Origin of the sequence: Mesorhizobium sp. M0184 (assembly GCF_040322215.1) — a bacterium.
Taxonomy (GTDB): Bacteria; Pseudomonadota; Alphaproteobacteria; order Rhizobiales; family Rhizobiaceae; genus Mesorhizobium.
The window spans coordinates 1-12,578 of sequence record NZ_JAMYSZ010000035.1; the positions used below are offsets into that span (position 1 = coordinate 1).

Sequence of the window (12,578 nt, forward strand, 5' to 3'; positions counted from 1 at the left end):
CGGCGCCCGACAGCGTGAACTCGTCGGTGTGGCAGATGCCGGTTGCCTTGATCTCGACCAGCACCTCGCCATCACGGGGACCTTCAAGGTCGACCTCCATGATCTGCAGCGGCTTTCCGGCGGCGACGGCGACAGCGGCGCGCGTTTTCATCAGGCAATCCTCCCATGACGACCCATAGAGTTTCTCATTCCGCCATTGCTGCGGATGAGACCGCAACACGCTCATTCATCGCCGTATCCTCGAAAAGGCATAGGACTAAAGCAGACACGTAAGTCCACTTGCAGGGCTTTGATAAATCTTGTGGCGTCCGCTAAGCTCATTGTGGGCACCTTGAATTCGCGCTGGTCCGGGAACAATCGGACTTTAGTGCAAGAATGGGCAGTTTTATCGATGACGAGCGCGGTGCCAGGCACTCTCGCGGCCTTTTTGTGCTTTTTTTTCCAGACCGCCAACGTTACAGGCGTGATGGCCCAGGAAGTGACGGGCAAGCAACCGGTCGCAGCCGACAGGCCGGAAAGAAAGATAACCGAAATCAGAATAGGTTATTTGCGGGCCTACGCGCCGCAACTGGCGCTTTCCCTGCTGGACCTGCCGCCACGCGACGAAGGTGTCGCCGGCGCCAATGTGGCGATCGGCGACAACAACACGACAGGAAAGTTCGTCAGCCAGAAATTCAGCCTCGACATAGCCGAGGTCAAGCCGGACGCCGACGCGGTTCAGGCGTTCAACGATCTGATTGCCAAAGGTGACCGCTATGTTGTCGCTGACCTCTCGGCCAGGCAATTGCTGTCGATCGCCGACATCGCCCGCGACAAGGGCGTTCTGGTCTTCAATGTCGGTGCCACAGACGACAGCCTGCGCGAGGAAGACTGCCGCATAAACATTTTCCATGTGGCGCCGACACGAAGCATGCTGGCTGACGCGCTGGCGCAGTATCTCGTGATAAAGAAATGGCCGAATTGGGTGCTGCTCTATGGTTCGCATGAGCGGGATCATCTCTATGCGGCCGCGTTGCGCCGCGCGGCGGCTCGCTTCGGCGGTCAGATCGTCGCCGAGAAGGAGTTCAAAGACACTGGCACGGCGCGCCGCACCGACACCGGCGCCACGCAGATACAGCAGCAGATTTCCGTGTTCACGCAGGATCTGCCGGAGCATGACGTGGTGCTTGTCGCCGATGAGAGCGAGGTGTTCGGAACCTATGTGCCCTACCGCACCTGGACACCGCGGCTGGTCGCTGGCACGGCCGGTCTTGTCGCATCGTCCTGGCATCCCGCGAGCGAGCAATGGGGTGGCATTCAAATGCAAAGCCGTTTCCTGAGGACGACCGGCCGGCGAATGCTGTCCAAGGATATGTCGGCCTGGACGGCGGTGCGGGCGGTGGGCGAAGCCAGCACACGGACCAATGGCGACGATCCGAAGAAGATCAGCGACTACATCCGCTCGGACGATTTCTCGGTCGCCGCCTTCAAAGGACAGAAGCTGACCTTCCGCAAGTGGAACCATCAGCTTCGCCAGCCAATCCTGCTCGGCGACACCAAGTCCGTGGTCTCGACATCGCCACAGGAGGGTTATCTCCACCAGATCTCCGAGCTCGATACGCTCGGCGTCGATCAGCCGGAAACGAAATGCGTCCTTAAGTAGAACCAATCGGGAGGAATTTTCGTGCAGAGACGAGCTTGCGCACTCGCCATTCTCGGCTTCATGGCCAATCCGGCGTGGGCTTACACCGTTTATGTCTCCAACGAGAAAGACAATACGATAACGGTCGTCGACACGGCGACGATGCAAGTGGTGAAGACCGTCGAAGTCGGCCAGAGGCCGCGCGGTATCACCATCTCGCATGACGGCAAGTTCATCTATTTGTGCGCCAGCGATGACGATACGATCGAAATCATCGATACCGCGACGCTGCAGATCGTTGGCACGCTGCCATCAGGCCCCGATCCCGAACTGTTCGTGCTTTCGCCCGACGGCAAGACGCTCTACGTCGCCAACGAGGACGACAATCTCGTCACCGCGATCAACGTCGAGAGCAAGCAGGTCATGACCGAGATTCCTGTTGGGGTGGAGCCTGAAGGCATGGCCGTCAGTCCCGATGGCAAAACCATGGTCAACACCTCCGAAACCACCAGCATGGCGCATTTCATCGACACCGACAGCCATGAGGTGACCGACAACGTCCTGGTCGACACGCGTCCGCGCTTTGCGCAATTCAAGCCCGACGGATCACAGATCTGGGTCAGTGCCGAAATCGGCGGTACCGTCAGCGTCATCGACAGTCTCAAACGCGAGGTGGTGAAGAAGATCCAGTTCGCGATTGCGGGATTGCGGCCCGAAACCATCCAGCCGGTCGGCATCGCAATCAGCGCCGACGGCAAGAAAGCCTATGTCGCGCTCGGCCCGGCGAACCACGTCGCCGTCATCAACACCGAAACCTACGAGGTGGAAAAATACATCCTGGTCGGCCAGCGCGTCTGGCATCTCGACTTCACCCCCGATCAGAAGACGCTGATCACCACCAACGGCAATTCCAACGACATCACCTTCATCGACACGGCGACGGACGAGCCGGTTCAATCGGTTACGGTGGGCCAGCAGCCTTGGGGCGTGGCCATATCGCCCCATTAGACCGCAGCGATGATCAGGGAGGCCGACGTGATGAATATTTGCCGCGGGGATGTTGCAAGTGCACTAGATAACCAGCGCGCCCCGAAGGAGCCAGCGGCATGCAGCATGTGAGGACAAGGGGAGCTGGAGAGGAGGTGGCAGCGCTCGATGTTGCCAGTATCAGCCATTCCTATGGTCCGAAGCGAGCGCTCCAGGACGTCTCATTCTCAATCGCGCCGGGAACTTTCACCGTTCTGCTCGGCCTCAACGGCGCCGGCAAGACAACTTTGTTCTCACTGATCAGCCATCTTTACGGCACCCGCCGCGGATCGATCCGCATCTTCGGCCATGACGTCAGCCGCGCTTCGGGCGAAGCGCTCAGGCGTGTCGGCATCGTATTCCAGGCACGCACGCTCGACCTCGACCTCAGCGTCCACCAGAACCTCTCCTACCACGCCTCGCTGCATGGCATTGGCGGACACCAAGCCCGGCAGCGCATTGCCGCGCTGCTCGATACAGTCAACATGCAGGGCCGTCAGCATGACAAGGCACGCAGTCTTTCCGGCGGCCAAATGCGGCGCATCGAGATCGCGCGGGCGCTGCTCCACCGCCCTTCCCTGCTGCTGCTCGACGAGGCGACGGTCGGTCTCGACATCCAGTCGCGTGCGGGCATTTTGGCCACCATCCGCAAACTCGTCGAAACCGAGGGCATCGGTGTGCTGTGGGCGACGCATCTGATCGATGAGGTCGAAGACGGCGACCATGTCGTCGTGCTGCGGCAGGGCGACCTGGTTGCCAAGGGTAAGGTGGCCGATGTCGTTGCGACGAGCGGTGCCAGTTCGATCCGCGACGCCTTTTCCAGGCTCAACCGCATCGAAACAAGCGGCATCGCGGAGATGTCGCCATGAGCGCTCCCGCAATGCCCGCAAAAGTCGCAGCCCTCACGCCTGTGAAGTTCGAACAGTTTGGGCTCCACCACTACCTCGTTTGCCTCAAAGGGATCGTCGTGCGGGAGTGCCTGCGCTTCCTGCATCAGCGCGAGCGCTTTATATCCTCGCTGGTTCGGCCGCTCGTCTGGCTGTTCATTTTTGCCGCCGGATTCCGGCAGGTGCTCGGCGTATCGATCATCCCGCCCTACAAGACCTACGTGCTCTACGAGGTCTACATCACGCCGGGCCTGTGCGGCATGATTCTGCTGTTTTCGGGCATGCAGTCTTCGCTGTCGATGGTCTATGATCGCGAAATGGGCAACATGCGCACCCTGCTGGTCAGCCCCTTCCCGCGTTGGTTTTTACTGATCTCGAAGATGCTCGCCGGTGTCGCCGTGTCGATCGCGCAGGTTTACGCGTTCCTGATCATTGCCTGGTTCTGGGGCGTCAAGGCGCCGCCGCTTGGCTATCTCACCGTGCTGCCGGCGCTGTTCCTGTCAGGCATGATGCTGTGCGCGCTCGGCATGCTTCTGTCCTCAATGATCAAGCAGCTCGAAAACTTCGCTGGCATCATGAACTTCGTCATCTTTCCCGGCTATTTCGCTTCTCCGGCACTCTATCCCTTGTGGCGTATCCAGGAGGCTAGCCCCCTGCTCTACAAAATCTGCCTCGCCAATCCATTTACTTACGCCGTCGAACTGATCCGCTTCGCCTTCTACGGCCAGGTTGACTGGCTGTCGCTGGGCGTCGTTGCCGGCTGCACGCTGCTGTTCCTTGCCGCCGCCATCATCGCCTACGACCCTTCGCGCGGCCTGATGACCCGCAAACAGGACACGGGAGGAAATGCCTGATGGCGCGAATGATCCATGTTCGCGGTCTGGCTCTGGTCGCCATGCTCGCGCCGGGCGTCAACGCCATGGCAGCCAACCCCGATCCAGACTGGCCCTGCATGCAGCGCAAGGTGCCGCAACTCTCGCTCGGCCAGATCTGGAGCGGACCGGACCTTCCTTCAGCCGCGAAGGACTGGTCGAAGGACCCCACCATCTCCGCCCTGATCGAGGAAGTGGCAGCTCGCCGGATGCCGATTGCGGAAGCTCAAAAGAAGATCAGGGATTTCGCGGCCTCCTTGCCGGCCGAGCAACTTGCACCCAAAATGGCGATGATGGTGCAAGGCATGTTCGACCACCTGGACGCCGAGCGCTCGCAGGTGATCTCCGGCATTTCCCGCTACGCCCACAAGCAGCTCGAAATGGCCGCCGCGTTGCGCAAGGAAGCGTCCGATGTCGATGCATTGCGGGCAAAGCCGGATGCAGATCCCGAAGAGATCGATCGGCGAACCGAACAGCTGAAATTCGCAACGCGAATTTTCAATGAACGCGTCCAATCACTGACCTACGTCTGTGAAGTGCCGACGATAATCGAGCAGCGGCTTTATCAATTGTCCAAGGCCGTCTCGGAAACGCTCGCCGCGAAGAAATAGAACCTCATTCGATCTTCGCGGCGGATATCACGATCCACGGCCGGGCAGCACGCGCCAGCGCTGAACGAAATAACCGGGATGCGTCTCGATCCACTGGGCTACCAGCGATTGCGCCTGCATGAAGGCGGTCCCGGGATTCATCGCCAGGCCATCCACCATCTGTTCGCGTTGTTCACAGGTCTGCGGCACATCCGTCAGGCAGACCATCATAACGAGCGTGTAGAGCATTACCCCTTGTCCCCTTCGATTCCCGAACCCCACGCCCGGGAGTTTCCGTGATACCGACCAGTCTGCAGGGATCGCACATACGGATCACTTACGGGTGTGAAAGGAACGTGGCCCCCGCTCTTTCGCGCCGCAATATAACATGGCGCTAATCTAACGCCAACGACCGCAGGGCTCGGTCGCGGACGCGCGCGCATCGAAGATGCGCGTCCGGCTGTGCCAGTGCCAAAAAATGTGACTCCTGGAACGCGCTCTCGCATGGGCTCGACCGAAACAGGAATATCATTGTTGTCGACCTCAGACCGGCAGTCCGTTCTGCTTTCGCAGGCTCTTGTCGAAAGCGGATGCGGGGACGAAACGGCGCAGGAAACTGACCTGGCGCGCCATTTTTCCAGCCGCATAGCGCCTCTTCGGAGCGGGATCGGTCGCAGCCACCAAAACGGTCCTGGCCACCACTTCCGGCGCATCGCCTTTTTCCATCGCTTTCCGCACAGCTGCATTCATGCCGGCGCGCGCAGAGTCATAGATGTCAAGCAACTGATCCGGCCTGGCGAGATTTTCTTCAAATGAGGTGCGGGTATAGGCGGGCTCCACCAACACGACCCGAATTCCGAAAGTACGCAGTTCGTGGTCGAGCGATTCGGAATAGCCCTCAACGGCATGCTTGGTCGACGAATAAAGCGCGAAATAGGGAGCTGGAATGAACCCCTGCACCGAGCTCAAATTGACGATTCTGCCCTTGCCTTGGCGGCGCATTGTCGGCAACACCGCTTTGGTTACTCGCATAACGCCAAAGACGTTCACGTCAAACAACGACTTGGCCTGGGCCATCGAGGACTCCTCCGCGCCACCAAGCAGGCCAACGCCGGCATTATTGACAAGCAGGTCGATGCGCCCGGTCTCTGCCAGCACGTCCTGGACAAGTTTCGCCACGGACGTGTCATCGGTCACGTCACAGGCCAGCATGGTAACGCCATCGGATCGGTCGACGACCGCGCGACGGCTGGTTCCGAACACGCGAAAGCCCGCGTTCTGCAGGGCTTTGGCCGTTGTGTGCCCGATACCGCTGGATGCCCCCGTCACCAGGGCGACGCCTAGATTGGTCTTGTTCATGGAGGTCACTTCTTTCTTCGTTTCGGATTGGCGTGGGAGAAGCACGACAGGTCGCAGCGAAAGGCGTCAATCATGAGCGCCTCCGGTACTCGCGCCGGCCAGATCATCCGTCCAGCGCCGGAACAGCGCGCTGGCATTAACGCCTCCGAAGCCGAAGCCGTTGGCGATTGCATAGCCCATCGCCATCGGCCGGGCCCGGTTTGCGACGAAGTCGATCCCGTCGCCGGCCGGATCGGGAGCGCTCAGATTGAGGGTCGGCGGTGCGATCTGATCCCTGAGCGCCAGGATTGCGAAGATTGCTCCGAGCCCGCCGGCGGCTCCGAGCAGGTGTCCGGTCGCCGATTTCGTTGCACTGACAGCTATCGCGAAATCGCGCCCGAACACGCTCTTGATCGCTTCGATCTCACCCAGGTCGCCCACCGGCGTGGAGGTCGCATGGGCATTGAGATGACGAACCTCGCGGGGCGAAATCCCTGCTTGGGCGATTGCGATCTCCATGGCCCGGCGCGCACCGTCGCCGTCCTCGGGACCGGAGGTGACGTGATGAGCATCCGCCGTCGTGCCGTAGCCGACAAGCTCGGCCAGCGGTCTTGCGCCGCGCGCCAGCGCATGGCTCAATTCCTCGATGACCAGCATGCCGGCTCCTTCGCCCATGACGAAGCCGTCCCGCGACTTGTCGAACGGTCGGGAGGCCTCATCAGGACGGTGATTAAAGGACGTCGAAAGCGAGCGTGCCGCGGCAAACCCACCGAGGCTGACAAGATTCATGCATGCTTCCGTCCCGCCGCACACGGCAATATCGGCCTCGTTGGCGCGGATTAGGCGAGCCGCATCGCCGATCGCCTGAATGCCGGCCGCGCACGCCGTCACGGGTGCACCGAGCGGACCTTTGAAGCCATAGCGGATCGAGACGTGGCCTGCCGCGAGGTTCACCAGGAAGGACGGCACCGTAAAAGGTGATAGACGGCGGACGCCGCGCCGGTCGACCGTGCGCACCGCCTCGGTTATGGCCGGGAACCCGCCGACGCCCGAGGCGATGATCGTGGCCGTGCGCAAGCGATCCGCTTCCGAGACGGGGGCCCATCTTGCTTGGGCGAGCGCCTCTTGTGCCGCGGCCAGCGCAAAGAGAATGAACCGGTCTACCTTGCGCTGATCCTTCGGCGGAAGGATGGCTTCCGGATCGAAACCAGCGTCCGGATCTTCTTCTGTGGAGGGCACCACCCCGCCGACCTTCGCCGGCAGGTCGCACACCACATCATCCGCGAGCCTCCGGATGCCCGAGCGGCCGGCCAGGAGACGCGACCAGGACGTTTCAACATCGGCAGCAAGGGGCGTAACCGCTCCCATGCCCGTAACCACAATCCGTCGCATCTATTTTCCTGTCAGTTTGGGCGCGCCGCAGGCGCCGCGACGCCGTTCAAGTGCCGGCTGATTCACGAACTTGATTGGCCGCCGCATCCAGAAAGGCCTGCGCGAGGTCAGGATCGTTAATGACGCGCGATAACATCAGCGCACCGACCATCGTCGAGAGAATGGCCATGGCCCTGCCATCGAACTCCCCGCCACTGGTCTCAGCAATGAAACGGCCGAGGATCTCGAGATGCTCCTTGATCCCGGCTTCGAACGGCGCTTTCACGTCCTTGCCCTGTCTGGCGGCATCCGAGCCGAGCGCCACGATCGGGCAGCCGTCCATCTTTTCTCCGCGATGGTCCATACTGAGGTAGAACGCGATCACCGCGCCAAGCGGATCATCAGGGTTTGCCGCAGTCGCGGCCGACCATCGACGGGTGGCGCTCTCCATCGCCCGCCTGGACGCCTGCGCCGCCAGGTCGTCCTTGGATGCGAACTGCTTGTAAAACGCGCCTTGGGTCAGTCCGGCACCCTTCATCAGATCCTTAAGGCCGATACCATCAAAGCCGCGCTCCCGAAAAAGGCGGCTTGCCACGTTGATGACGGTTTCTCGGTTTTCCGCTGCCTGAGTACGACTTACGCGCATTGTTGACCTCTTTTTTAGATTGCGTTCGTAATCTATAGCCTATATAGAGTTCGAACGCAATCTAAAAAGGAGATGCGAAATGATCCGCAAAAGCCTGAGCGCATCGCTCCTGGCCGCGCTGTTTCTTGCGACCCCGGCTTTTGCCGAGAAAGCCACCATCGGACGCCCGATCGAGGGCGGCAGCCTGCACGAGGGACACCTTGACATGGTTGTCTACTACGTCCCGGTCGACGGCGGCCTCCTGGAGGTCACCGCCACCTTCGCGCCGAAGACCGGGGGCGATCCGCTGCGCGTCGTCATGGGCCTCGCCGACGACGACTCCGTGGCATTTTCCATGCCGGGCCACCAGGACGCGCTCTACGCGTTCTCAAGGTCCGGGGATGAGGTGACGGTGTCGACCGAGACTGACATGCATCTGCGAGCCGACGCGACAATACGCTGAGCCGAAGTTCAGATCGCAGCCGGCGTGCTGCTGGCCGTGGACTCTCGCGTCCGCTCGGCTCGCCACACGGTGCCTCGATCACGCCATCGAATAAGTTTGGGGAGAGGTCAAATGCTATACAGTTATTTTGTCGAGAAATCGATCCGAGAGAGCTTCGACCACGTCAACAACCATCGCTGGGATGAGGCGGTGAAGGCACTCGCGCTGCATGTCCATCACCGCGTTTCCGGCGCCCACGCGCTTGGTGGTGAGCGCCACGACAAAGAAACCATGCGCCGCTGGTTTGAGCGCCTCGGCCGCGTCCTGCCCAATCTCCATCTCACGGTCAACCACATCTGGGTGAAGGGCTGGCCGTGGCATACCACCGTGTTTGTTCAGTGGGACGGCACCGCAACACTGCTCAATGGCGACGCGTCGTACGTCAACCGTGGTCTCCACGTGTTCACCCTGCGGTGGGGCAGAGTCTATGCACTTGAGGAATTTTACGATTCACAAGCAGCGGCCCGCGGTCTTGCCGCCCAAGCGGCAGCTGGCCTCGAAGAAGCTGTCGCCGAACCAATTGTAGGCTAGCAGACGCTCAGTCAAAGCCCACCCGTTCCGTGAACGCGGGGGCGCTACCCCGTGCCAGCGCTTGGAGGGCGGTCGCCTCGGCTCCGCAAATGCGTGCCACCAGCGATGCCTCGGCTCGTGAACATCGGTCAGGAGGTCACAGCCGATCAGCCGCTGATACACACCATCGTTTGTCTGAGGCGTTTGCCTGGACCGCGCGCCCTAACTCGCGCGACGTTTGGTGTTCGGCTCCTCGTGCGGATAGAGCTTGCCGAACAGTGGCAGGTACATCGCGCCCTTGCGCATCAGAAAATCGTGGAAGGTCGCCATCGCCGGCGAGATCGCGTGATCGCTGCGCATCACCGAAAACCATTGCCGGCGGATCGGCATGCCGACAACGTCGAGGATAACCAGCCGGCCGGCTTCGGTTTCGGCAGCGATGGTGTGGGCAGAGATGAACGCGATGCCGAGCCCGGCCATCACCGCCTGCTTGATGGTCTCGTTCGAGTCCATCTCGACGCCGAGATCGTCGATGCGGCCGGGCACGTCGCTCAGGAATATTTCCAGTGAGATGCGCGTTCCGGAACCCGGCTCGCGAATGAGGAAATGCTCCTCGGCGATCCGCTCCTTGGAAATGTCGCGTGCCGACGCCAGCGGGTGGTCGGGCGGTGCGATGATGACCAGCGGGTGATCGCCGAAGACCGAAGCACGCACCGGGACTTCCTTGGCCGGGCGTCCCATCAGCGCGATATCGATGTCGTGGTTCTTCAGATTGTCGATCGTCTCGGCGCGGTTGCCGATGGCAAGCCGCATGTCAATATCGGGATGTTCCTTCATGAAGGCGGCCATCAGCCGCGGCGCGAAATATTTGGCCGTGGAAACGACGCCGAGCCGCAAGCTGCCGGCGCGCACGCCCTTGATCGCATCCATCTTGTCTTCGAGCAGACGAAGCCGCTCCTCGATGGCCTGTGCCGTCTCGACGAAGGCCAGACCTGCGGCAGTGGGACGCATGCCGTCCGACGTCCGGTCGAACAAGGCCAGTTGGAACTCCTCCTCCACTTGCCGCAACTGGATCGTCACCGCTGGAGGAGACAGCCCTAACACCTTGGCGGCGCTGACGATTTTTCCGTGGCTGATGATTGCCTGAACGGTCTTGAACTGCTTGAGCGTGAGGTTTCTCATACGGCATACTAAAATTTTTTTACTGCCTGAGTAAAGTTATTGAATTTTACTTATCCAGCGTCGTTTGTTCTCCTTTCCCAATCCGGCCGACCCGAGGAGAGGCGGCTGGATGGGGAGGTTACGATGCCAGCGGCAACACTCGACGCTTTTCTGAACTCCTATCTTGGCGAGCCGGACGAACTGCGCTCCGCCGTCGTAGCGACCATCCGTCAGCTGACGCAGGCGGCCACCACGATCCGCAACACCATCAATCAAGGGGTGCTCGGCACGGCCTTTGCGGGAACCCGCGGCGCCAATGCTGACGGCGACATCCAGAAGGATCTCGATGTCTTCGCCGATGATATCTTTCTCGACGCCATGCGCCACGCTCCGGTCGCGCTCTACGCTTCCGAGGAACTGGAGCAGCCGGTGCTGCTCGACAGGCAAGCGCCTCTTGCCATCGCCATCGACCCGCTCGACGGCTCTTCCAACATCGACACCAACGTGTCGATCGGAACGGTCTTCTCGCTTCTCCCTGCAACTGGCGCGCCGGATGGGAATCCGGCCGCCTCGTTTTTGCAGGCAGGGGTGAACCAGCTGGGCGCCGGTTTCTTCATCTACGGCCCGCAGCTGGCGCTGGTTCTGTCGCTCGGCAGCGGCACCCATGTCTTCGTTCTCTCGACCAGGCTCGGCACCTTCGTCCAGGCCTACGAGAGCCGGATCATCCCGCAGCGAACCCAGGAGTTCGCCATCAACGCCGCCAACTACCGGCATTGGGACGAGGCGGTGCGGCTCTACATCGACGACTGCCTTGAAGGCACCGAAGGCCCACGCGAGAAGGACTTCAACATGCGCTGGATCGCCTCTCTGGTTGCGGACTGCTACCGCATATTGATGCGAGGCGGCGTATTCCTGTATCCAGGCGACAAGCGCAAGGGCTACAGGCAGGGGCGACTTCGCCTCGTCTATGAGGCAAACCCGATCGCCTATCTCGTCGAACAGGCGGGCGGTGCCGCCACCGATACGATGACCCGCATCCTCGAAATCGAACCCGAGAGCCTGCACCAGCGCGTGCCCATGGTTTTCGGATCGGCGCGGGAAGTCGCGCGCATCACCCGCTACCACACCGAGCCGAGCGCCATCGGCGAGCGCGCGCCGCTGTTCAGCCGCCGCGGCCTTTTCAGGGCCTGAAGACCATGTCGGCAAAGCACCCCATCATTACCATCACCGGGTCGTCGGGCGCAGGCACCACCTCTGTCAAGCGCATCTTCGAATTGATCTTCCGGCGTGAGAACATCGGGGCCGCCTTCATCGAAGGCGATGCTTTCCATCGCTACGACCGCGCCACGATGAAGGCGAAGGTGGCCGAGGAGGAAAAGGCGGGCAATCCGAACTTCACCCACTTCCACGCCGAGGCCAATGAACTGGCAATCCTCGAAGAGGTATTCGAGGAATATGGCCGACGGGGAACCGGAAAGACCCGCACCTACATCCATGATGAGGATGAGGAGAAGCAGTACGGCACGCCGCCGGGACATTTCACCGAATGGCGCGAATTTCCGCCGAGCGACCTGCTCTTCTACGAGGGCCTGCATGGCTGCGTCGTCACCGACAAGATCAACCTGGCCAGGCACGCGGATCTCAAGATCGGCGTGGTGCCGGTCATAAATCTCGAATGGATCCAGAAGATCCATCGCGACCGCGCAACGCGCGGCTATTCCACCGAGGCGGTGATGGACGTCATCCTGCGCCGCATGCCGGACTACGTCCGCTACATCGTCCCGCAGTTTTCGCAGACCGCCATCAACTTCCAGCGCGTGCCGATCGTCGACACGTCCAATCCATTCATCGCGCGCTGGATTCCGACGCCCGACGAATCGATGCTGGTTATCCGCTTCGCCAATCCCCGCGGCATCGATTTCCCCTACCTGCTTTCGATGATCCACGACTCGTTCATGTCGCGGCCGAATTCCATAGTGGTGCCCGGCAACAAGCTCGACCTTGCCATGCAGCTGATCCTGACGCCGCTCATCCTGCAATTGATCGAACGCAAGAACCGTGTGTCGTGAGGAGGA

The 12,578-nt window shown here is 61.1% G+C and carries 14 protein-coding genes and 1 pseudogene; 9 read left to right on the top strand and 6 right to left on the bottom strand.

Annotated elements, in window-relative coordinates:
- Positions 1-151 (bottom strand): annotated as a pseudogene (locus NKJ23_RS28945) (S-(hydroxymethyl)glutathione dehydrogenase); the annotation flags it as partial.
- A 315-nt stretch (positions 152-466) separates the two neighbouring features.
- Between NKJ23_RS28945 and NKJ23_RS28950 the strand changes: the two are divergent.
- From NKJ23_RS28950 to NKJ23_RS28970, 5 genes are all read left to right on the top strand, one after another.
- Positions 467-1,642, top strand: coding sequence for a lanthanide ABC transporter ABC transporter substrate-binding protein PedA1 (locus tag NKJ23_RS28950; RefSeq protein WP_352684048.1), 1,176 nt, complete (start codon positions 467-469; stop codon positions 1,640-1,642).
- A 21-nt stretch (positions 1,643-1,663) separates the two neighbouring features.
- Entirely contained in the window at positions 1,664-2,629 is a 966-nt protein-coding gene (locus NKJ23_RS28955) for a YVTN family beta-propeller repeat protein (RefSeq protein WP_352541893.1), read from the top strand.
- A gap of 98 nt (positions 2,630-2,727) precedes the next feature.
- On the top strand, positions 2,728-3,516 hold the full coding sequence (locus NKJ23_RS28960) for a lanthanide ABC transporter ATP-binding protein PedB/LutE (protein WP_352683972.1): 789 nt from the start codon (positions 2,728-2,730) through the stop codon (positions 3,514-3,516).
- An 11-nt stretch (positions 3,517-3,527) separates the two neighbouring features.
- Positions 3,528-4,388, top strand: coding sequence for a lanthanide ABC transporter permease protein PedC (locus NKJ23_RS28965; protein ID WP_352684050.1), 861 nt, complete (start codon positions 3,528-3,530; stop codon positions 4,386-4,388).
- A complete protein-coding gene (locus tag NKJ23_RS28970; RefSeq protein ID WP_352458842.1) occupies positions 4,388-5,017 on the top strand; it encodes a hypothetical protein in 630 nt (209 codons plus the stop codon). The genes NKJ23_RS28965 and NKJ23_RS28970 overlap by 1 nt, the downstream gene beginning before the upstream one ends.
- A 27-nt stretch (positions 5,018-5,044) precedes the next feature.
- Here the strand turns inward: NKJ23_RS28970 and NKJ23_RS28975 are convergent, their stop codons facing one another.
- The 4 genes from NKJ23_RS28975 to NKJ23_RS28990 form a co-directional block, all read right to left on the bottom strand.
- Positions 5,045-5,245: a hypothetical protein gene (locus tag NKJ23_RS28975; protein ID WP_023678847.1), complete on the bottom strand. Its 201-nt coding sequence runs from the start codon at positions 5,243-5,245 to the stop codon at positions 5,045-5,047.
- 294 nt (positions 5,246-5,539) lie between these two features.
- Complete coding sequence (locus NKJ23_RS28980; protein ID WP_352646173.1) at positions 5,540-6,355, bottom strand: oxidoreductase; 816 nt, start codon at positions 6,353-6,355, stop codon at positions 5,540-5,542.
- A gap of 66 nt (positions 6,356-6,421) precedes the next feature.
- A complete protein-coding gene (gene fabF, locus NKJ23_RS28985) occupies positions 6,422-7,726 on the bottom strand; it encodes a beta-ketoacyl-ACP synthase II (protein ID WP_352683975.1) in 1,305 nt (434 codons plus the stop codon).
- 46 nt (positions 7,727-7,772) lie between these two features.
- Positions 7,773-8,351 (bottom strand): TetR/AcrR family transcriptional regulator, encoded by a 579-nt coding sequence (locus NKJ23_RS28990; protein ID WP_352578013.1) that lies wholly within the window; start codon positions 8,349-8,351, stop codon positions 7,773-7,775.
- A gap of 79 nt (positions 8,352-8,430) precedes the next feature.
- Between NKJ23_RS28990 and NKJ23_RS28995 the strand changes: the two genes are divergently transcribed.
- Together NKJ23_RS28995 and NKJ23_RS29000 are read left to right on the top strand one after the other, a co-directional pair.
- Positions 8,431-8,793 (top strand): hypothetical protein, encoded by a 363-nt coding sequence (locus tag NKJ23_RS28995; protein ID WP_352683977.1) that lies wholly within the window; start codon positions 8,431-8,433, stop codon positions 8,791-8,793.
- 111 nt (positions 8,794-8,904) lie between these two features.
- Positions 8,905-9,363, top strand: a complete 459-nt coding sequence (locus NKJ23_RS29000; RefSeq protein WP_352683979.1) for a nuclear transport factor 2 family protein — start codon at positions 8,905-8,907, stop codon at positions 9,361-9,363.
- 201 nt (positions 9,364-9,564) lie between these two features.
- Here the strand turns inward: NKJ23_RS29000 and NKJ23_RS29005 are convergent, their stop codons facing one another.
- A complete protein-coding gene (locus NKJ23_RS29005) occupies positions 9,565-10,524 on the bottom strand; it encodes a LysR family transcriptional regulator (protein ID WP_352683981.1) in 960 nt (319 codons plus the stop codon).
- 123 nt (positions 10,525-10,647) lie between these two features.
- Here NKJ23_RS29005 and NKJ23_RS29010 point away from each other — a divergent pair, with 123 nt between their 5' ends.
- Both NKJ23_RS29010 and NKJ23_RS29015 read left to right on the top strand, forming a co-directional pair.
- Positions 10,648-11,694, top strand: a complete 1,047-nt coding sequence (locus tag NKJ23_RS29010; protein ID WP_352683984.1) for a class 1 fructose-bisphosphatase — start codon at positions 10,648-10,650, stop codon at positions 11,692-11,694.
- A 5-nt stretch (positions 11,695-11,699) separates the two neighbouring features.
- Positions 11,700-12,572, top strand: a complete 873-nt coding sequence (locus tag NKJ23_RS29015) for a phosphoribulokinase (RefSeq protein ID WP_023678839.1) — start codon at positions 11,700-11,702, stop codon at positions 12,570-12,572.
- Positions 12,573-12,578: the final 6 nt, after the last annotated feature.